Consider the following 20,435-nt stretch of genomic DNA (forward strand, 5'->3'; position numbering starts at 1 on the left):
GGGGGATAACGATTGCCGAGCCCATGCGCCGACATCGGATGCAGGCCCATGGACGTCCGCCGCGCGGACGACAAGTGCGGGGAACTGGCCGGTTCGGGTGCGCTTGGCCTTGGCTTGTCGTGACAGTGAGCGATTGTTGATTGGTCAAATGTCAGATGTTTGACATCAAACACATTTGGCGATTTGGTTTTGTAACCAAAAGTGTCGCGCCGGTCATGTCGCCACGATCACGCTGCGCCGCCCGGAGGTGGCAAACCGCCTCGGGCCGGATGACCTGGCCGAGCCAACGGCATGTCGATGCCGTGAACGACAGCGACGTGCGCGTGCTGCGCCTGCGCGGCACCGGCAAGTACTTCTGCAGCGGCTTCGATATCGGCAGGCTCGCGGCCGGGCAGCGCGGTGCCGGCTTCGAGACCCTGGTCAACGCGGTGGAAGACTGCCGCGCGGTGACCATTGCCGAGATCCACGGCGGCGTCTATGGCGGCGGCACGGACCTGGCGCTGGCGTGCGATTTCCGGCTTGGCACCGCTGCGGTGGACATGTTCATGCCCGCGGCGCGGCTGGGGCTGCATTTCTACCAGCGCGGCATGGAACGCTATATCAGCCGGCTGGGCCTGAACCACGCCAAGCCCCTGTTCCTGACTGCGGAGCGCATCGACGCCGACGAGATGCTCCGCCGCGGCTTCCTGACCGAGCTGCTGCCGGCCGAGCGCCTGCGCGAGCGCGCCGACCAGCTCAGCGACACGGTGGCCGGGCTTGCACCGCTGGGGGTGCAAGGCATGAAGCGGCACCTGAACGCGATCGGGCGCGGCGCGCTGGATACTGAGGCGCTGGCTGGCGACATCAGCCGGGCTACCCAGTCGCAGGACATCCGCGAAGGCGCGCTGGCCTGGAAGGAAAAGCGCAGGCCGCAGTTCACCGGCACCTGATGCAGCTTACTGTCCCTGCCGCATCACCCATTCCACCACCCGCGCCAGGAACGGTGACGTGTCGCCTTCGCGATAGCTCATGATGACCGGCGACACGAAGCCCGGCGCGTCGATCGGGCAGTAGCGCACGTCGTCGCGATGCAGCCGCTGGATCGACGCTGGCACCAGCGTGATGCCTATGCCGGCCGCCACCAGCCCCAGCGCGGTCTGCAGTTCGTTGGCCTCCTGCGCCACACGCAATTGCAGGCCCTGCGCGCGGAACAGCGACAGCAGGTGGTCGGCATAGCTGGGCCGCGGCCGGGCCGGGTAAAGAATGAACGGCTGCGCCGCCAGCGCCTGTGGCGTCAGCGCCTTGCGGCGGGGCGCGGGCAGGCGTGCGGGCAGCGCTGCCACCAGTGGCTCGGCCATCACCACCTGCTGGCGGATGGCGGGATCATTCAGCGTGATGCGGCCGAAGCCCAGGTCGATGCGGCCGGCCTTGAGCGCCTCGATCTGCTCGACGGTGATCATCTCTGCCAGTCCTACCTCTACCTGCTGGTCGTGCCGGTCTGATTCACGCAGTTCGCGGATCAGTTCCGGCAGCACGCCATACAGCACCGACGGCACGAAGCCGATGCCGAACCAGCGCTTGTCCTGCCGCCCGATGCGGCGCGTGCCTTCGATGGTTTCTTCCAGCCGCTGCGTCAGCTGGGTGGACTGCTCCAGCAGGAAGCGGCCCGCCTCGGTCAGCCGCAGCCCGCGGCCGACGCGGTCGAACAGTGCCACGCCCACTTCCTCTTCCAACTGGCGGATCTGGCGCGACAGCGGCGGCTGCGCCATATGCAGCCGCTCGGCGGCGCGGGTGACGTTGAGTTCCTGGGCCACGACCTGGAAATAACGCAGGTGCCGGAGTTCCATTGGTGTCCTGCTCCCATACCTGTAGGGTATCGATTGAGACATCATCGGTCTTGGACGCCGGCAAAGTCAAGCCGCATACTTGACTTCAATTATCAATTTGCATCGACAAGGTATGACCACGACTATCACTTCAGTGGAAGCCATCCTGGTGGACCTGCCCACCATCCGGGCACACCAGCTGGCCATGGCCACCATGCAGCAGCAGACGCTGGTGATCGTGCGGCTGCGCTGCAGCGACGGCGTGGAGGGCATCGGCGAGGCCACCACCATCGGCGGCCTGTCCTATGGCGACGAAAGCCCGGAAGGCATCAAGCTGACCATCGACACCTACCTGGCCCCTGCGCTGGCCGGCCAGGATGCCACCAACGTGCATGGCGCGATGGCGCGCCTGGGCAAGGTCGCGCGCGGCAACCGCTTCGCCAAGTCCGCGCTGGAGACCGCGTTGCTGGATGCGCAGGGCAAGCGCCTGGGCGTGCCGCTGGCCACGCTGCTGGGGGGCGCGGTGCGGTCGACACTGCCGGTGCTGTGGACGCTTGCCAGCGGCGACACCGCCCGCGACATTGCCGAGGCCGAGCAACTGCTGGCCGAGCGCCGCCACCATACCTTCAAGCTGAAGATCGGCCGGCGCAGCGTGCGCGACGACGTGGCCCATGTGGCCGCGATCAAGCGCGCGCTGGGCGACCGGGCGCGCGTCACCGTCGACGTCAACCAGGCCTGGAACGAGGCCGACGCCGCCACCGGCATCGCCATGCTGGAAGCCGCGGGCATCGACCTGATCGAGCAGCCGACTCCGCGCGAGCAGCGCATGGCGCTGGCCCGGCTGGCCGCGCGCTTCGTGGTGCCGATCATGGCAGATGAAGCGGTGTGCGGCCCGGAAGACGCGATGGAACTGGCGCGCATCGGCGGTGCCGACGTGTTCGCGCTGAAGATCGCCAAGGCCGGCGGCATCTTCGGCATGCTGCGCACCGCCGCGGTGGGCGACGCCGCCGGCATCGCGCTGTACGGCGGCACCATGCTGGAGGGCAGCGTCGGCACCATTGCCGCGGCGCATGGCTTCTGCACGCTGCCGCAGCTGGCCTGGGGCACCGAGCTGTTCGGACCGCTGCTGCTCAAGGACGATATCGTGCAGCAGCGCCCCGAGTACCGCGACTTCAGCCTGCACCTGCCCGAAGGCCCCGGCCTGGGGCTGGCGCTGGACGAAGACAAGCTGGCGCACTACCGGCGCGGCTGAACTGGCAGGCAACTTCCCCGCATGACACGCCATATGCGCGGGGCGCATCAAGCAGTGAGGAGACTATGAAAACGTTATTCCAGCGGCTGGCAAGCACCGGCCGCGCAGGGGCGCTGGCACTGGCTGCCGGCCTGTCGTTCGCCGCGCCGGCCGCGCACGCGGCCTATCCCGACCATCCGATCCGCTGGATCGTGCCGTTCCCCGCGGGCGGTGCCATGGACAACATCGCGCGCACGCTGGGCGAAGACATGTCGCGCACGCTGGGCCAGGCCATCGTGGTCGAGAACCGGCCGGGCGCCGGCGGCAATATCGGCGCCGAACTGGTGGCGCGCGCGCCCGCCGACGGCTACACGCTGATCATCGTCGCCAACGGCATGGCCGTGAACCCGGCGCTGTACGGCCGGCTGAGCTACGACCCGGTCAAGGACTTCGCGCCGGTGTCGCTGCTGGCGGTGGTGCCCAACGTGCTGGTGGCCAGCAAGGCGCGGCGCCAGGAAAGCACCGTCAAGGATGTGGTGGCGCACGCCAAGGCGGCGCCGGGCAAGTACACCTATGCCTCCGCGGGCAACGGCACCTCGATCCACCTGGCGGGCGAGCTGTTCACCTCGATGGCTGGCGTCGACATGCTGCATATCCCCTACAAGGGCAGCGGCCCGGCGATGACGGACCTGCTGGGCGGCCAGGTCGACTACATGTTCGACAGCATCACCTCGGCCAGGCCGCATATCGAATCGGGCAAGCTGACGGCGATCGCGGTCACCACCAGCAAGCGCTCCAGTGCGCTGCCCAATGTGCCGACGGTGGCCGAAGCCGGCCTGCCGGGCTATGAACTGTCGCCGTGGTTCGCGGCCTTCGTGCCGGCGAAGACGCCGCAGCCGGTCATCGACACGCTCAACCGCGCCATGCTCGAGGCGCTGCGCAAGCCTGCGGTGCAGAAGCGGCTGGCGCAAATCGGCGCCGAGCCGATCGGCAGTTCGCCGGCGGTGCTGCGCGAGCACCTGGCGAAGGAAACCGAGAAGTGGGGTGTGCTGATCCGCCAGCGGGGTATCCGGGCGGATTGAGCGGCCTGGACCAGCGCGGTTCATAGGGGGAGTCCCCCCGAGATGCTCCGGGGGAATGTCATTACCCAGCCCCCCGTCTCCCTGGCACATAATGTGCGTAAGATGCCAGCCGAAAGGCACACTCGAGCGGATCACCCGCCGGCACTGAGGGGAGACAATGAGCAGTTCAACCGACAAGTTCTCGGCCACCATGCGCGATGGCCTGGCCGATCTTGCCCGCCGCCTGCGCTTTGCCATGGAGGAGGGCGCGATCTGGCTGGACGAGCAGCGCATGATCCTGATCCATACCGCCGCCCTGGGCGCGCTGCGCAAGGAACTGGTGGACACCCTGGGCATGGAGCGCGCGCGCGGCCTGTTCACCCGCATGGGCTTCCATTCGGGCATGCGCGATGCGGAGGTCGCGCGCAAGCTGCGCGCCGGCCACAGCGACTTCGGCCAGCTGGAGATCGGGCCCTGCCTGCATACCATCGAGGGGGTGGTGCGGGTCACGCCGGTCAAGGTCGACATCGATATCGCCGCCGGCATCTACGATGGCGAGTTCCTGTGGGAAGACTCCTTCGAGGGCGACGTCCACCGCCAGCTGTTCGGCATCGTCGACGAGCCTGCCTGCTGGATGCAGATCGGCTACGCCACCGGCTACACCTCGGCGCTGATGGGGCGCACCATCCTGTACCGCGAGGTCGAGTGCATCGCCTGCGGGCACCCGCACTGCCGCATCATCGGCAAGCCGGTGGAAGCCTGGGAAGACGGCGCGCAGGCACTGGCGCTGTACCAGCCCGATCCCGTGATCGAAACCATCATCGCCCTGCAGAGCGAGGTCGAGCACCTGCGCGCGCTGCAGGGCACCCCGGCCACGCCGGCCGACCTGGTCGGCACCTCGCCAGGCTTTCGCGCCGCCTGGAGCCTGCTGCAACGCGCCGCGGCCAGCAACGTGACGGTGCTGCTGCTGGGCGAGACCGGCGTGGGCAAGGAGCGGTTCGCGCAGGCATTGCACAGCGTGAGCGGGCGTGCCGACAAGCCCTTCATTGCCGTGAACTGCGCGGCGATTCCCGACGAGCTGATTGAGTCCGAGCTGTTCGGCGTGGAAAAGGGCGCCTTCACCGGCGCCAGCCAGTCGCGCCCCGGGCGCTTCGAGCGCGCGCACGGCGGCACCCTGTTCCTGGACGAGCTGGGCGAACTCTCCGCCTCGGCCCAGTCCAAGCTGCTGCGCGTGCTGCAGGAAGGCGAGGTCGAGCGCGTGGGCGGCACCGGCACGCGAAAGGTGGACGTGCGGCTGGTGGCCGCCACCAATGTCGACCTGGCCGAAGCCGTGAAGCAGGGCACTTTCCGCAAGGACCTGTACTACCGCCTCAATGTCTATCCGGTCACGATCCCGCCGCTGCGCGAGCGCCTGGACGATATCCGGCCGCTGGCCGAGCGCTTCGTGGCCCGCTACGGCGCGCGCCACGGCAAGCGCATCGTCGGCATCACCGACCGCGCGCTGGCCGAGCTGCGCCACTATGACTGGCCCGGCAACGTGCGCGAACTGGAGAACGTGATCGAGCGCGGCGTGATCCTGGCCAGCCAGGGCGGCCAGATCACCGCCGACCACCTGTTCCTGCCAGGCACCGTGGCACCGGTGGTGGATACCGCGCCGCGGCTGGGGGCGGGCGGCACCTTGCCAGACCTGCGCGAAGCCGCGGTCCATGCGCTGCTGGACCAGATGTCCGAGCAGCAGCTGGCGCTGGGCGAAGTCGAGACCGTGCTGATGGAGGCGGCCATGCAGCGCGCCGACGGCAATATGAGCCAGGCGGCGCGGTTGCTGGGTATTACGCGGCCGCAGCTGGCGTATCGGTGGAAGATGCGCGGCACGCGCGGGGGTAACGGCCACGGCAACGGTAACTGAGGCCGCTTCCAGGCTTCAAATGCCGAGGGTGTGCTCCCCTCTCGCGCAAGCGGGAGAGGGGAGCACACTCGCGTGGATCAAGCGCGTTCACACGATCCCCTGCGCCACCCATCTCCTCCGCTTCTCCCGGCCCCTCGCATTTCTCCACTTGATCATTTGATGCAGCCCCTCCGGGCCGCGCATCGGCCCGAAGTTGCCCGATGCTGCACCGCGCCAACGATTTTTCCCTGTCAGATCAAGTCTTCTCAACTAGGTTGCCCACGCACGCTGCTGCGCCGCAGGGCAATCCCATCCGCATCTGCTCGCTGCCCGCAAACGCCCGCCCGGCGCGGCTTTTGATCATTTGATCAAGGCCTGCGCGCAGCTTCATCAATTCATCGATGCGTTTCGCGCGGACCTTTCCGGGTTAACGCGCACGCTCGCCACCGCCAATTCCCCGCAACCCTTGTCCCACAACGCTTCGCGCTCGCTGGCACGGTCTTCGCAATAAGGCCTGCGTCCAGCCAACGCAATGGAGCGCGCCATGAACACCCCGTCGGTTCCCCTGTTCGAAGCCACGCCGCGCTATGTGCGGGTCGAGGGCCGCACCCCAGAAGGGTTTGTTCAGTTCGCCTTCAGCGTGGCCGACCCTGAGCTCAACGTCGAACTGATCATGCCGGAGCCGATGTTCGAAGCCTTCTGCTGCGTCAACCGCGTGCGCTTCCTGCCCCCGCTGGAAGCAGCGCCGCAGCCGCAAGCCGACGACTGACGCCGCAGCCACCGCATCACAAAGAGAGAAGGGATACAGGAGACCAAACGATGCAAGTCGATATCAAGACCCAGCAGATCCAGCCGCTGCGCCAGACCTACGGCCATGTCGCGCGCCGCTTCGGCGACAAGCCGGCGTCGCGCTACCAGGAGGCGACCTACGACGTGCAGTCGGAGGTGAACTTCCACTACCGCCCCACCTGGGACCCCAGCTTCGAGCTGTATGACAAGCGCCGCACGGCGATCGTGATGCAGGACTGGTACGCGCTGAAGGACCCGCGCCAGTTCTACTACGGCGCCTACGTTACCGCGCGCGGGCGCCAGCAGGATGCAACGGAGAAGAGCTTTGCCTTTGTCGAGAAGCGCGGGCTGCTGCAGGCGCTGCCGGCCGAATGGCAGGAACGCCTGGCCACAGGCCTGCTGCCGCTGCGCCATGTGGAGTGGGGCGCCAACATGAACAACTTCTACTGCGCCGACTATGGCTGGGGCACGGCCATCACGCAGGCCTGCACCTATTGCGCGATGGACCGCCTGGGTATCGCCCAATACCTGTCGCGCATCGGCATGCTGCTGGACGGCAATACCGGCGTGGCGCTGGAGCGGGCCAGGGTGGCGTGGCTGGAGAGCGCCGCATGGCAGCCGCTGCGCCGCTTTGTCGAGCATACCTTTGTCACCGAGGACTGGTTCGAGACCTTCATCGCCCAGAACCTGGTGCTCGACGGGCTGCTCTACCCGCTGGTCTACCAGCATGCCGACGCGGTGATCGCGCGCGCCTGCGGCACCGGGCTGGCGGTGCTGACCGAATTCATGAACGACTGGCGCGACGAGCACGCACGCTGGGTCGATGCCGTGATCCAGGCCGCCGCGGCCGAGTCCGAGGCCAACCGCGTGCTGCTGTCTGGCTGGGCGCGCGCCGCCTGCGCCGAGGTGGCGCAGGCGCTGGTGCCGGTGGCCGATGCGCTCACCGGCGAGGACGGCGCGCAGATGGTGGCGCTGTGCCGCGAGCAGTTCGAAGTCCGCCTGGGCAAGCTCGGCCTGGCTGCCTGATCCGCCCACAACGAACCCCACGGAGACACGCCATGTCAGCCACCCCAGCCAACGTCTACATCGCGCTGCAGAACAACGACGACACCCGACCCATCATCGACGCCATCACCGAGGCCAACCCGCATGCGGTGGTGTCGCAGTTTCCCGCCATGGTCAAGATTGACGCCCCCGGCCACCTGACCATCGTGCGCGAACTGGTGGCCGGCAAGCTCGGCCGCGACTGGGACCTGCAGGAGATCCACCTGAACCTCATCTCGCTGTGCGGAAACATCGACGAAGACGAAGACGCCTTCACGCTGCGCTGGAATGCCTGACACCGCAGCGGCACACAGAACATCACGGAGACATCATGGACGCACGCAAGAAGCTCAACCTGCGCGAGAAGTACGCCTCGATGACGCGGGACCTGGCCTGGGAAACGACCTACGAGCCGATGGACAAGGTCTTCCCGTTCGACAAGTACGAGGGCATCCGCATCCACGACTGGGACAAATGGGAAGACCCGTTCCGCATGACCATGGATGCCTACTGGAAATACCAGTCGGAGAAGGAGCGCAAGCTGTACGCGATCATCGACTCGTTCGTGCAGAACAACGGCCACCTGAACGTATCCGATCCGCGCTACCTGAACGCGCTGCGGCTGTTCCTGACCGGCGTGACGCCGCTGGAATACGCTGCCCACCGCGGCTACGCGCACCTGGGCCGGCATTTCCGCGGCGCCGGCGCGCGCGTGGCGGCGCAGATGCAGTCGGTCGACGAACTGCGCCACGCCCAGACCCAGCTGCACACGCTGTCGGTCTACAACAAGTACTTCCACGGCTTTGGCGAATGGCGCCATATGCACGACCGGGTCTGGTACCTGTCGGTGCCCAAGTCCTACTTCGAGGACGCGATGAGCGCGGGGCCGTTCGAGTTCATCACCGCGATCTCGTTCTCGTTCGAGTATGTGCTGACCAACCTGCTGTTCATGCCGTTCATGTCGGGCGCCGCCTACAACGGCGACATGGCCACGGTGACCTTCGGCTTCTCCGCACAGTCCGACGAGTCGCGCCACATGACGCTGGGCCTGGAAGTGGTCAAGTTCCTGTGCGAGCAGGACCCCGGCAATATCCCGATCCTGCAGAAGTGGCTGGACAAGTGGTTCTGGCGCGGCTTCCGCCTGCTCACGCTGGTCGGCATGATGATGGACTACATGCTGCCCAAGCGCGTGATGTCGTGGGCCGAGGCCTGGGAGATGTACTTCGAGCAGGCGGGCGGGGCGCTGTTCAAGGACCTGGAGCGCTACGGCCTGCGCATGCCCAAGTACCACGAAGTGGCCACCAAGACCAAGGACCGCATCACGCACGAGGCCTGGGCCACCTTCTACAACTACGCGGGCGCGGCCGGCTTCCACACCTGGGTGCCCAAGGCGGACGAGATGGCGTGGCTGGCCGAGAAGTACCCGCAGACCTTCGAGCGCTACTACAAGCCGCGCCTGGACCACTGGCAGGAGCGCCAGCAGGCCGGCGACCGTTTCTACAACGCCACGCTGCCGATGCTGTGCCAGACCTGCCAGATCCCGATGGTGTTCTCGGAGCCGGACGATCCCACCCAGACCTGCTACCGCGAAAGCAGCTACCACGGCATGAAGTTCCATTTCTGCTCGGACGGCTGCAAGGACATCTTCGACGACGAGCCCGCCAAGTACGCGCAGGCCTGGCTGCCGGTGCACCAGATCTACCAGGGCAACTGCGGCGGCGCCACGCTGGAGGACGTGCTCAAGTGGTACCGGCTGAACCCGGGCGCTGACAACCTGGACTTCGATGGCTCGCAGGACCAGCGCAACTGGAACGCGTGGAAGGGCATCGGTCCTGCCGCCGACGCCGCCTGAAGCGGCCCCATCAAAAGACAAGGAGACAACCATGCCCGTCGTATCCATCGGCGACTACGCCTTCGAGGCGGCCGACCGCGAGGCCGTGTTCCACGGCAACCGCCTGCTCTATATCGGCTGGGACGGCCACCTGCTGTTCTGCGCCCCGCATTGCTTACCGTTCCCGCCGTCGATGCCGCTGCGCGAGGTGGTGGACAAGGTGCTGCCCGGCGTCTACGGCTACCACCCCGACTTTGCCCGCATCGACTGGGGCCAGGTGCAGTGGCTGCGCGGCGGCCAGCCCTGGCAGCCCGACCTGCACCGCTCGCTGGAAGAGAACGGCCTGGGCCACAAGGACGTGTTCCGCTTCCGCACGCCGGGGCTGGACGGCATCGGCGGCAGCCGCAGTTGAGGCGCACGGGCGAACGCACCACCGGAAGGAGACCAAGATGTATTCGCTGACCATTGAACCGATCGGGCAGACCATCCCCATCGCTCCCGGGCAGACCGTGCTGGACGCCTGCCTGCGCAACGGCGTGTGGCTGCCCCATGCCTGTTGCCACGGCCTGTGCGCCACCTGCAAGGTGCAGGTGGTGGACGGCGAGGTCGAGCAGGGCGAGGCCTCCAGCTTCGCGCTGATGGACTTCGAGCGCGACAACGGCCAGTGCCTGGCCTGCTGCGCGACTGCGCAGTCGGACCTGGTGATCGAGGCCGACATTGAGGAAGATGCCGATGCGCTGGGCCTGCCGCTGGCCGACTATCGCGCCGAAGTTGTCGAGACGCGCGCCCTGACGCCCACCATCCTGGGCATCTGGCTGCGTGTGAAGGATGGCGGACGCACGGCATTCCAGGCCGGTCAGTACGTCAACCTGACCGTGCCGGGCTGCGATCAGCCGCGCGCGTTCTCGCTGGCCAACGCGCCGGGCGACGAGCTGGTCGAGCTGCACGTGCGCCGTGTGCCGGACGGGCAGGCCACTGGCTACCTGCACGACCAACTGGCGGTCGGCGATGAACTGTCGTTCTCAGCGCCCTATGGCCGCTTCTTCGTGCGCAAGTCGGCGCAGGTGCCGATGCTGTTCCTGGCGGGCGGCTCCGGCCTGTCCAGCCCGCGCGCGATGATCCTGGACCTGCTGGCCGCCGGCGAGACCCTGCCGATCACGCTGGTGCAGGGCGCACGCAACCGCGGCGAGCTGTACTACGGCGCCGAGTTCCAGGCGCTGGCGCAGGCCCACCCCAACTTCCGCTACGTGCCCGCGCTGTCGGACGAACCCGCCGACAGCGGCTGGAGCGGCGCGCGCGGCTACGTGCATGACGTGCTTCAGCAGCTCTACGCGCAGGACGGCAATGCCGACTTCCGCGGCCACAAGGCCTACCTGTGCGGGCCGCCGCCGATGATCGAGGCCTGCATCCGCACGCTGATGCAGGGCCGGCTGTTCGAGGCGGATATCCACACCGAGAAGTTCCTGTCCGCGGCCGATGCGCAGAACAGCGCGCGCAGTCCGCTGTTCAAGATCTGAGGAGGCCGGCCATGCATACCGTCGAGATCGCCGGCAGCGGGCTGCGCTACCCCTGCGCGCCGGAGCAGAACCTGCTGCGGGCCATGGAAGTGCTGGGCCAGCGCGGCATACCCGCCGGCTGCCGCGGCGGCGGCTGCGGCGTGTGCAAGGTCCGCATCGAGGCCGGCGACTACCACGCCGGCAAGATGAGCCGCGCCTGCCTGTCCGAAGCGGAGCAGCGCGACGGACTGGTGCTGGCCTGCAAGACCTACCCGGACAGCGATATCCGCCTGCGGCCGGTGGCCCTGCTGCAGCGCTGCCTGGAAAAGCAGCGGCAGCGCGAACAGGGCCGGTAGCAAGCGAACGAAGCACAAGCAAGGAAGGTGGCACCCACACAACGCCACCCCACCACACCAGGAGACCCACCATGGCATTGACAGGCGTATTGCGACCGGGGCACGTAGCCCTGCGCGTGCTGGAGCTGGAACCGGCGCTGAAACACTACACCGAGGTACTCGGCTTGATCGAAACCGCGCGCGATGCGCAGGGCCGGGTGTTCCTGAAGGCATGGGACGAGCACGACCACCACAGCGTGGTGCTGCGCGAGGCCGATAGTCCGGGCATGGACTACATGGGCTTCCGCGTCGACAGCGGCCACACGCTGGAGCGGCTGGCGCAGGAGGTGGAGCGATCCGGCCTGGCCATCGACTGCCAGTGGATCTCCGCCGGCGAGCACCCGCATACCGGCGCGCGCTTTCGCTTCACCATCCCCACCGGCCATGCGATCGAGCTCTTTGCCGACAAGGACAAGCCCGGCTGCAGGACCGGCGACCTCAACCCCGACCCCTGGCCGGACGACCTGCGCGGCATGGCGCCCAGCCGCTTCGACCACTGCCTGCTGTATGGCGATGATGTCGACGGCACCGTCAGGCTGTTCCGCGACGTGCTGGGCTTTTCCCTGGCCGAGCAGGTCGTGGCCGGCCCCGATGGCGAGATGCTGATCGGCGCCTTCCTGACCTGCTCGAACAAGGCGCACGACATCGCCTTTATCCGGCACCCGGAGAAGAACCGCTTCCACCATGCCTCGTTCCTGCTCGACAACTGGGGCGAGGTGCTGAAGGCGGCCGACATCATCTCCAAGAAGGATGTCTCGCTCGACATCGGCCCGACCCGCCACGGCATCACGCGCGGCGCGACGATCTACTTCTTCGATCCCTCGGGCAATCGCAACGAGGTCTTCTCCGGCGGCTATATCCACTACCCGGACAAGCCCACCATTACCTGGACCGACAACGAGCTGGGGCGCGCGATCTTCTATCACGACAGGAAGCTGAACGAAGCGTTTTTGAATGTGCTGACCTGAGCGCGAACACTCGCCTCCCGCTGATTTGCCCCCTCTCCCGCAAGCGGGAGAAGGAGCACCCAAACGATGAGCGGAGGATCGCAGTGCGCGATTGCTTCAACACCAGAGAACCAATATGAAAGACTTCAAGAACTTCATCAACGGCGAGTGGGTCGGCACCGCGCGGACCTTCGAGAACCGCAACCCGACCGACAACAGCCTGATCGGCCACGTGCACGAGGCCGGGCGGGCCGAGGTCGACGCCGCGGTGCAGGCCGCGCGCAGCGCGCTGCAGGGGCCGTGGGGCCGCATGACGGTGGCGCAGCGGGTCGAGCTGCTGCACGCGGTGGCTGACGGCATCAACCGCCACTTCGACGAATTCGTGCAGGCGGAGATCGCCGATACCGGCAAGCCCTTCGGGCTGGCCAGCCATATCGACATCCCGCGCGGCGCGGCCAACTTCAAGGTCTTTGCGGACCTGATCCGCAACGTGCCGACCGAAAGCTTTGCCATGGACACGCCCGATGGCGGCAAGGCCATCAACTACGCGGTGCGCAGCCCGCGCGGCGTGATCGGCGTGGTGTGCCCGTGGAACCTGCCACTGCTGCTGATGACGTGGAAGGTCGGGCCGGCGCTGGCCTGCGGCAATACGGTGGTGGTCAAGCCCTCGGAGGAGACCCCCGCCACCGCGACGCTGCTGGGCGAGGTGATGAACGAGGCCGGCGTGCCGCCCGGCGTCTACAACGTGGTGCATGGCTTTGGCCCGGATTCGGCCGGCGCCTTCCTGACCGCGCACCCGCAGGTCAACGGCATCACCTTCACCGGCGAGACCCGCACCGGCGAGGCCATCATGAAGGACGCGGCCAATGGCGTGCGGCCGGTGTCGTTCGAGCTGGGCGGCAAGAACGCGGGCATTGTGTTCGCCGATGCGGACTTCGACAAGGCCGTGGCCGGCATCACGCGCTCGGCGTTCGAGAACAGCGGGCAGGTGTGCCTGGGCACCGAGCGTGTCTATGTGCAGCGGCCGATCTTCGAGCGCTTTGTCGCCGCGCTGAAGGCGAAGGCCGAGGGCCTGAAGCTGGGGCGGCCCACCGAGCTCGGCGTGAACATGGGCCCACTGGTGTCGCACGAGCATCGCGACAAGGTGCTGTCCTACTACCGCAAGGCCGCCGAGGCCGGCGCCACCGTGGTCACCGGGGGCGGCGTGCCGCAGATGCCGGGGGCGCTGGCCGAAGGCGCCTGGGTGCAGCCCACCATCTGGACCGGCCTGCCGGAAAGCGCCGCCGTGATCCGCGAGGAGATCTTCGGGCCCTGCTGCCATATCGCCCCGTTCGACACCGAAGAGGAAGTCATCGCGCTGGCCAATGACACCCCGTACGGCCTGGCCGCCACGGTCTGGACCGGCGACCTCGGCACCGCGCACCGCATGGGCAGCGCGCTGGACGTTGGCATCTGCTGGATCAATGCCTGGTTCCTGCGCGACCTGCGCACCGCCTTTGGCGGCGCCAGGCAGTCCGGCATCGGCCGCGAGGGCGGTGTCCATTCGCTCGAGTTCTACACCGAGCTGCGCAACGTCTGCGTCCGCCTGTGAGGTCCCATCATGCATAGCGAACTTATCCTTGAGATCGGCGCCGGCCTGCACCATGCGCTGGCCTCCCGTCGCCCGGTGGCGCCGCTGACCGAATCGTGGCCGGAGTTGAGCATCGACGATGCCTACCGCATCCAGCTGGCGATGGTGCAGCACCGGCTCGATGCCGGCGAGCGCGTGGTCGGCAAGAAGATCGGCGTGACCAGCCGCGTGGTGATGGACATGCTCGACGTGCGCCAGCCCGACTTTGGCCACCTGCTGTCCGGCATGGTCTACCCCGACGGCGCGGCGATTCCCGCCGACACCCTGATCGCGCCCAAGGCCGAGGGTGAAATCGCCTTCGTGCTGAAGGAAGACCTGGAAGGGCCGGGCGTGACCAATGCCGACGTGCTGCGCGCCACCGCCTACGTGCTGCCTTGCTTCGAGATCGTCGACTCGCGCATCCGCGACTGGAAGATCCGCATCCAGGACACGGTGGCTGACAACGCATCGTCAGGCGTATTCGTGCTGGGCGACGCCGCGGTGGACCCGCGCAGCGTGGACCTGGGCACGGTCGGCATGACGCTGGAGAAAAACGGCGAGATCGTCGCCACCGGCGCCGGCGCGGCCGCGCTCGGGCATCCCGTCAACGCGGTGGCATGGCTGGCCAATACGCTTGGCCGGCTGGGCATTGGCCTGAAGCGGGGCGAGGTGATCCTGTCCGGCTCTCTTGCCGCGATGGTGCCCGTAACCGCTGGCGACCAGTTGCGCATCAGCCTGGGCGGTATCGGCTCGGCCGGCGTGCGCTTTGTCTGAGCCCGACCCCTTTTCCAATTCAGCGCAGGACAAGCCATGAACCTGACACAAGACACCATTGCCCGGCTCGCCGAGCACCTGGAGAACGCCGAGCTGCAGCGCGAGGCGGTGCGCAAGATCACCGATGAATACCCGGACATGGACTGGGACGACGCCTACGCCATCCAGGACGCCATCCGCGCGCGCAAGGAGGCGCGCGGCACCCGTATCGCCGGGCTCAAGATGGGCCTGACTTCGTTCGCCAAGATGCGCCAGATGGGCGTGAGCGACCCGGTGTACGGCTTCCTCACCGACTATGGCGCCTGCATGGACGGGGCCGCCATCGATACCGGCACGCTGATCCACCCCAAGGTGGAGGCCGAGATTGCCTTCGTGCTGAAGGCCCCGCTCAAGGGGCCTGGCTGCCATATCGGCGACGTGCTGGCCGCGACGGACTTCGTGGTGCCGGCGGTGGAGGTGATCGACTCGCGCTACGAGAACTTCCGCTTCGACCTGAAGAGCGTGATTGCCGACAACACTTCGTCGGCGCGCTTCGTCGTGGGCGGCACGCACCGCGGCGCCGAGGGGCTGGACCTGAAGAACCTGGGCGTTGTGCTTGAGAAGAACGGCGAGGTGGTGGCCACGGCGGCCGGCGCGGCGGTGCTGGGGCATCCGGCCAACAGCGTCGCCATGCTGGCCAACATGCTGGGGGCGCGCGGGCGCGAGCTGCCGGCGGGCACGTTCATCATGACCGGCGGCGTGACCGAGGCCATCGCGGTGGCGGCCGGCGACAACATCACCGTTCGCTACCAGCACCTGGGCACGGTATCGATGCGCTTCACCTGAACCGCGCACCAAGGAGACACACCATGCCAATCATGCAGGTCTTCCTGATCGAAGGCCGTACCGACGAACAGAAGGCGCGCCTGATCCGCGCCCTCACCGATGCCGCGGTCGAAGCGGTGGGCGCGCCGGTGGAAACCGTGCGCGTGATGATCACCGAGGTGCCGAAGGCGCAGTTCGGCATCGGCGGCAAGACCGCCAGGGAACTGGGCCGCTGACGCCCACGCGAAAAAGGACAACGACATGGACATGAAAGCAAGCGGCCGCCACAAGGTGGCCATCATCGGCTCCGGCAATATCGGCACCGACCTGATGATCAAGGTGATGCGCCACGGCCGGAGCCTGGAGATGGGCGCCATGGTGGGCATCGATGCCGCGTCGGACGGGCTGGCCCGCGCCGAGCGCCTGGGCGTGCCGACCACGGCCGAGGGCATCGACGGGCTGGTCGGCATGCCGGGCTTCGGCGATATCCGCATCGTCTTCGATGCCACCTCGGCCGGCGCCCATGCGTACCACAACCGCGTGCTGCAGCAGCACGGCGTGCGCGTGATCGACCTGACGCCGGCGTCGATCGGCCCGTACGTGGTGCCCGTGGTCAACCTGGACCAGCACCTGGACGCCCCCAACATCAATATGGTCACCTGCGGCGGCCAGGCCACCATTCCCATGGTGGCGGCGGTGTCGCGCGTGGCCAACGTGCACTACGCCGAGATCGTGGCGTCGATATCGAGCAGGTCGGCCGGGCCCGGCACGCGCGCCAATATCGACGAGTTCACCGAGACCACCAGCCAGGCGCTGTGCTCGGTGGGCGGCGCCGCGCGCGGCAAGGCCATCATCGTGCTCAACCCGGCGGAACCGCCGCTGATGATGCGCGACACGGTCTTCACCTTGTCGGAGGACGGTGATGAAGCGGAAATCGCGGCGAGCGTCGAAGCGATGGCGCAGGCAGTGCAGGGTTACGTACCGGGTTACCGGCTCAAGCAGCGCGTACAGTTCGAGCGTATCGCTGCGTCGGCGCCATTGAATATCCCCGGCCTGGGACCGATGAGCGGGATCAAGACCTCGATCTTCCTGGAAGTGGAGGGCGCCGCCCATTACCTGCCGGCCTATGCCGGCAACCTCGACATCATGACCAGCGCCGCACTGGCCTGCGCCGAGCGCCTGGCCGAGGCCCGGCTGTCCGCATGAGCCGCAGGGAGACAAAGATGACCGCACAACCTATCAGGAAGCTCTACATCTCCGACGTGACGCTGCGCGACGGCAGCCACGCCATCCGCCACCAGTACAGCCTGGACCACGTACGCCGCATCGCGGCCGCGCTCGACGCCGCGCGCGTGGATTCGATCGAGGTCGCGCACGGCGACGGGCTGTCGGGCTCCAGCTTCAACTATGGCTTTGGCGCCCATACCGACCTGGAATGGATCGCCGCCGTGGCCGAGACCGTGCGCCATGCCCGCGTGGCCACGCTGCTGCTGCCGGGCGTGGGCACCGTGCACGACCTGCGCGCCGCCTATGATGCCGGCGCGCGCGTGGTGCGCGTGGCCACGCACTGCACCGAAGCCGATGTCTCGCGCCAGCACATCGAATATGCGCGCGAACTCGGCATGGACACCGTCGGCTTCCTGATGATGAGCCACATGACCACGCCCGCGGCGCTGGCGCAGCAGGCGAAGCTGATGGAAAGCTACGGCGCCCAGTGCGTCTATGTGGTCGATTCCGGCGGCGCGCTGGGCATGCAGGACGTGCGCGAGCGCTTCCGCGCCTTCAAGGACGTGCTCAAGCCGGAAACCCAGACCGGCATGCACGCCCATCACAACCTGAGCCTGGGCGTGGCCAATTCCATCGTCGCGGCGGAAGAGGGCTGTGACCGCGTCGACGCCAGCCTGGCCGGCATGGGTGCCGGCGCCGGCAACGCCCCGCTGGAAGTCTTTATCGCCGCCGCCGAACGCCTGGGCTGGCAGCACGGCTGCGACCTCTACACGCTGATGGATGCCGCCGACGACATCGTGCGCCCGCTGCAGGACCGCCCGGTGCGCGTTGACCGCGAGACCCTGGCGCTGGGCTACGCGGGGGTCTATTCCAGCTTCCTGCGCCATGCCGAGGCCGCCGCGGCGCGCTACGGCCTGGGCACGGTCGACATCCTGGTCGAGCTGGGCCGGCGGCGCATGGTGGGCGGGCAGGAAGACATGATCGTGGATGTGGCGCTGGACTTGCTGGCGCGGCGCAGTGCGCAGGCGGAGCAGGGTGTGTCGTCGGCGGCGGTGGCCTGACCGTCGGCAGGCGCGGTCGGGGCGAGGCTCAGCACCTCGGCCGCGCCAGCGAGCGAAAATCGATCGCATCCGTGCTCACCGCGGCAATCTTCGGCCCGAAGCTCCTGATATTCGACAATGTCGCATTGTGATGCTCGCGAATGCGGGCCGCGTCGGCGTGCGGCTTGTCGTGCGTCGTGTGCGCGTCCGCGGCGATGGTCACCCCGTAGCCATTGGCTGCCGCGCGGCGCACTGTGGTGTCAACGCAGAACTCGGTGGCATAGCCGCACACGACCACATGCTTCACATCATGTTCAGCAAGGACCGTCTGGAGTTCAGTGCGCAGAAAGCTGTCGGGGGTGCGCTTGCCGATCCGGTAGTCACCCGGTTCGACCTGAAGTCCGGCGGACAGTTGCCACGCCGTTGAACCGTGCCGCAGGGCGTCCTCATTCTCGTGCTGGATGAAGATGACCGGCACGGCCGCCTGACGGGCTCGTGTACTCAGGGTGTTGATATTGGTGGCAACCGCGGCGGCATCGCCTGGCAACGGTGCGGAATCGAGCAGGCCGGCCTGGAAATCGATGATGAGCAGTGCGCAATTCATGTTGTGCTCCCGTGAAGGTGGTCGACTGTAGCTTGCCGGCGCTACGGCTGCACCCGCAATGCCAGGAACGTCCCGTTCGGCTGGAACAGCTTCAGTGCGTCCACGGCCTCTTGCGCCGGCGCGCGAAACTCCACGCGCCAGCCGGGCAGCTCCGCGATCTCGAAGGTCTGGCCCTCGGACGGCAGCAGGTGGTAGCGGGGTTGCCCCGTGATGGTCATGAGCAGGTGCCCGGCCGCATCCAGCGCGACTTCGATGCGCTGCACGCTGTGCCGGTACTCGCCGGCGCAGCGCGCGCGGAAGGCGGCCGTGGTCGCGTCGCCGCTTGCCATGCGGTGGAAGACAATATCGTCGACCAGCGGCTCCAGCGGTGCCGCAATGCTGTCGATGGTGCCTTCCCGGTTAAGAGGAAGGTGAGGGCCAGGTTGTCGGGATGGATTTCGGCGGGCTTTTCGGCCGTGCTGAACACATCGTAGTGACGATGGGCGAGCTGGCCGGACATGCCGCGCCAGCGCCAGGAGAGTGCATCGCCATCCGCACCGATGGTGACTTGCCCGTAGGCGGGGTGCGAGTAGTCGCCTGCGTAATCGTGCAGCGGATGGCTGGGGCTGGTGCCGGTATGCTGCCGCGCTTGCCGTGCCGCCTGGTTGATCTGCAGTTGTGCGAGCATTTCGTGGCGCCGGGCCTGCATGCAGGTGAACCAGTCGATGGGCGGATGCCCGCACAACTGGTCCAGAGCCGCATAGGTCAGCAGCGCGGTCACCGCGCTGGGTGCCCGGTTGGTCAGCACCGCAATGCCGATACGCCTGGATGGCATCAGCGTCATCAGCGCCGCCCAGCCCAGCCAGCTGCCGGAGTGCGAGACCGTGCGCTCGCCGCGGTATTGCTCGACCGTGAGGCCAAGGCCGTAATGCTGATCGCCGACCTCCGGGAACTCCGACATGCCGATATGCACGCCCGGCGTCATCATGTCGCGCACGATCGCCGGCGATAGCAGCGCACGCCCGCCAACCTTGCCTTCATCCAGCAGGCAGCGCATCCATTTCGCCAGGTCCTCTACCGAGGTGGCGAGGCCACCGGCCGGCTTCACAATGGACGACAGGCTGGCTCGCAGGCGTTCGTCGCCAACCATCGTATGCGGGTGCGCGTGGTCGGGAGCGGCGGCCAGGGCCTCGGCGGAGAAACCGAAGCGTGAGAAGCCCAGCGGCCGCAGCAGGCGCTCCCCGGTGAAGTCCTCCCAGCGCTGGCCGCTGAGGCGCTCGGCCACATGGCCGGCGATTACGTAGCCAAGGTTCTGGTACTGCCAGCGTTCGCGCAGGTCACGGCTGGGCGCCAGGTAGCGCAGCCGTGCCAGCAGTTCGCTGGTATCAAGGTCGCCCGGTGTATGGAGCCAGTCGTGGCGCGGCATGCCGCTGTGGTGGCAGAGCAGGTCGCGCACCGTGATGCGCTCGGTGGTGACGGCATCGTGCAGCCGGAATCCCGGGATGAGGTCGCGCACGGGCGTGGTCCAGTTAAGCTTGCGCTCGTCCACCAGCAGGCCCAGGCCGGCGGCGGTGAAGGACTTGGTGATCGAGCACAGCATGAACTGCGTGGCGGTTGTCACCGGTGCTGATCCGACGCTGTCACGGACCCCGTAGCCCCGCATCAGGACGGGCTCGCCGTCGCGGATCACGGCCAGCGCAAGCCCGGGGATCTTCCAATCGGCCATCGACTCTTCGACCAGTGCATCGAATCCGTTCAGCATGAGGCGTTCCTGGGGGCATGGGCTCCGTATGCTGCCATGTCCTGGCGACGCAGTCGCCGCTTGCTCAAAGTGACTGTGCCTGGTTCGCGACATCTCCAGCGTTGTCACTGGCACATTTGTGATTATTGGTGCACTCCAGGCAGCCATTCCTC

General features: G+C 67.4%; 21 protein-coding genes and 1 pseudogene. 18 read left to right on the forward strand and 4 right to left on the reverse strand.

Going from position 1 to position 20,435, the window contains the following annotated elements:
- Window positions 1-175: 175 nt before the first annotated feature.
- Window positions 176-929 (forward strand): annotated as a pseudogene (locus tag KB879_RS20120) (enoyl-CoA hydratase/isomerase family protein).
- A 6-nt stretch (window positions 930-935) separates the two neighbouring features.
- Here the strand turns inward: KB879_RS20120 and KB879_RS20125 are convergent.
- Window positions 936-1,826, reverse strand: coding sequence for a LysR family transcriptional regulator (locus KB879_RS20125; protein WP_211979670.1), 891 nt, complete (start codon window positions 1,824-1,826; stop codon window positions 936-938).
- 112 nt (window positions 1,827-1,938) lie between these two features.
- Between KB879_RS20125 and KB879_RS20130 the strand changes: the two genes are divergently transcribed.
- The 17 genes from KB879_RS20130 to dmpG all read left to right on the forward strand — a co-directional run bounded on the left by KB879_RS20130 (window position 1,939) and on the right by dmpG (window position 17,959).
- Window positions 1,939-3,057: a muconate/chloromuconate family cycloisomerase gene (locus KB879_RS20130; protein WP_013952182.1), complete on the forward strand. Its 1,119-nt coding sequence runs from the start codon at window positions 1,939-1,941 to the stop codon at window positions 3,055-3,057.
- A gap of 65 nt (window positions 3,058-3,122) precedes the next feature.
- A complete protein-coding gene (locus KB879_RS20135) occupies window positions 3,123-4,118 on the forward strand; it encodes a tripartite tricarboxylate transporter substrate binding protein (protein ID WP_153953885.1) in 996 nt (331 codons plus the stop codon).
- A gap of 157 nt (window positions 4,119-4,275) precedes the next feature.
- A complete protein-coding gene (gene poxR / locus KB879_RS20140) occupies window positions 4,276-6,003 on the forward strand; it encodes a phenol degradation transcriptional regulator PoxR (RefSeq protein WP_013952184.1) in 1,728 nt (575 codons plus the stop codon).
- 523 nt (window positions 6,004-6,526) lie between these two features.
- Entirely contained in the window at window positions 6,527-6,751 is a 225-nt protein-coding gene (locus KB879_RS20145) for a phenol hydroxylase subunit (protein WP_013952185.1), read from the forward strand.
- Window positions 6,752-6,801: 50 nt separating this feature from the next.
- Window positions 6,802-7,797, forward strand: coding sequence for an aromatic/alkene monooxygenase hydroxylase subunit beta (locus tag KB879_RS20150; protein WP_211979671.1), 996 nt, complete (start codon window positions 6,802-6,804; stop codon window positions 7,795-7,797).
- 32 nt (window positions 7,798-7,829) lie between these two features.
- Window positions 7,830-8,111, forward strand: a complete 282-nt coding sequence (locus KB879_RS20155; RefSeq protein WP_013952187.1) for an MmoB/DmpM family protein — start codon at window positions 7,830-7,832, stop codon at window positions 8,109-8,111.
- Window positions 8,112-8,146: 35 nt separating this feature from the next.
- Window positions 8,147-9,667 carry an aromatic/alkene/methane monooxygenase hydroxylase/oxygenase subunit alpha gene (locus KB879_RS20160; RefSeq protein WP_153953884.1) on the forward strand — a complete coding sequence of 507 codons (1,521 nt, stop codon included), beginning with the start codon at window positions 8,147-8,149 and terminating at the stop codon, window positions 9,665-9,667.
- A 31-nt stretch (window positions 9,668-9,698) separates the two neighbouring features.
- Complete coding sequence (locus KB879_RS20165) at window positions 9,699-10,058, forward strand: phenol hydroxylase subunit P4 (RefSeq protein ID WP_211979672.1); 360 nt, start codon at window positions 9,699-9,701, stop codon at window positions 10,056-10,058.
- A 37-nt stretch (window positions 10,059-10,095) separates the two neighbouring features.
- Window positions 10,096-11,163, forward strand: a complete 1,068-nt coding sequence (locus KB879_RS20170; protein WP_153953882.1) for an NADH:ubiquinone reductase (Na(+)-transporting) subunit F — start codon at window positions 10,096-10,098, stop codon at window positions 11,161-11,163.
- Between the two features lie 11 nt (window positions 11,164-11,174).
- Window positions 11,175-11,498 (forward strand): 2Fe-2S iron-sulfur cluster binding domain-containing protein, encoded by a 324-nt coding sequence (locus KB879_RS20175; protein WP_153953881.1) that lies wholly within the window; start codon window positions 11,175-11,177, stop codon window positions 11,496-11,498.
- A gap of 71 nt (window positions 11,499-11,569) precedes the next feature.
- Window positions 11,570-12,505, forward strand: a complete 936-nt coding sequence (locus tag KB879_RS20180) for a catechol 2,3-dioxygenase (protein WP_153953880.1) — start codon at window positions 11,570-11,572, stop codon at window positions 12,503-12,505.
- A gap of 115 nt (window positions 12,506-12,620) precedes the next feature.
- Window positions 12,621-14,075: a 2-hydroxymuconic semialdehyde dehydrogenase gene (locus tag KB879_RS20185; RefSeq protein ID WP_153953879.1), complete on the forward strand. Its 1,455-nt coding sequence runs from the start codon at window positions 12,621-12,623 to the stop codon at window positions 14,073-14,075.
- A 9-nt stretch (window positions 14,076-14,084) separates the two neighbouring features.
- The gene (dmpE, locus tag KB879_RS20190; protein WP_153953878.1) at window positions 14,085-14,867 is read left to right on the forward strand and encodes a 2-oxopent-4-enoate hydratase; all 783 of its coding nucleotides are present in this window, start codon (window positions 14,085-14,087) and stop codon (window positions 14,865-14,867) included.
- A gap of 36 nt (window positions 14,868-14,903) precedes the next feature.
- Complete coding sequence (gene dmpH / locus KB879_RS20195; protein WP_035816275.1) at window positions 14,904-15,692, forward strand: 2-oxo-3-hexenedioate decarboxylase; 789 nt, start codon at window positions 14,904-14,906, stop codon at window positions 15,690-15,692.
- Entirely contained in the window at window positions 15,689-15,907 is a 219-nt protein-coding gene (locus KB879_RS20200; RefSeq protein WP_256449333.1) for a 2-hydroxymuconate tautomerase, read from the forward strand. Before dmpH ends, KB879_RS20200 begins: the two co-directional genes overlap by 4 nt.
- Window positions 15,908-15,932: 25 nt before the next feature.
- Window positions 15,933-16,877, forward strand: a complete 945-nt coding sequence (locus KB879_RS20205; RefSeq protein WP_153953876.1) for an acetaldehyde dehydrogenase (acetylating) — start codon at window positions 15,933-15,935, stop codon at window positions 16,875-16,877.
- Window positions 16,878-16,894: 17 nt separating this feature from the next.
- Entirely contained in the window at window positions 16,895-17,959 is a 1,065-nt protein-coding gene (dmpG, locus tag KB879_RS20210; RefSeq protein ID WP_211979673.1) for a 4-hydroxy-2-oxovalerate aldolase, read from the forward strand.
- A gap of 28 nt (window positions 17,960-17,987) precedes the next feature.
- Here the strand turns inward: dmpG and KB879_RS20215 are convergent, their stop codons facing one another.
- Genes KB879_RS20215 through KB879_RS20220 form a run of 3 tightly spaced genes read right to left on the reverse strand, consistent with a single transcriptional unit; the run spans window position 17,988 to window position 20,283 of the window.
- Window positions 17,988-18,542, reverse strand: coding sequence for a cysteine hydrolase family protein (locus KB879_RS20215; protein WP_153953874.1), 555 nt, complete (start codon window positions 18,540-18,542; stop codon window positions 17,988-17,990).
- Window positions 18,543-18,583: 41 nt separating this feature from the next.
- Window positions 18,584-18,760: a hypothetical protein gene (locus KB879_RS39450; protein ID WP_249221169.1), complete on the reverse strand. Its 177-nt coding sequence runs from the start codon at window positions 18,758-18,760 to the stop codon at window positions 18,584-18,586.
- Window positions 18,757-20,283 carry a serine hydrolase gene (locus KB879_RS20220; protein ID WP_249221170.1) on the reverse strand — a complete coding sequence of 509 codons (1,527 nt, stop codon included), beginning with the start codon at window positions 20,281-20,283 and terminating at the stop codon, window positions 18,757-18,759. The genes KB879_RS39450 and KB879_RS20220 overlap by 4 nt, the downstream gene beginning before the upstream one ends.
- Window positions 20,284-20,435: the final 152 nt, after the last annotated feature.

It is taken from the genome of Cupriavidus sp. KK10 (genome assembly GCF_018223725.1).
GTDB lineage: Bacteria > Pseudomonadota > Gammaproteobacteria > Burkholderiales > Burkholderiaceae > Cupriavidus > Cupriavidus necator.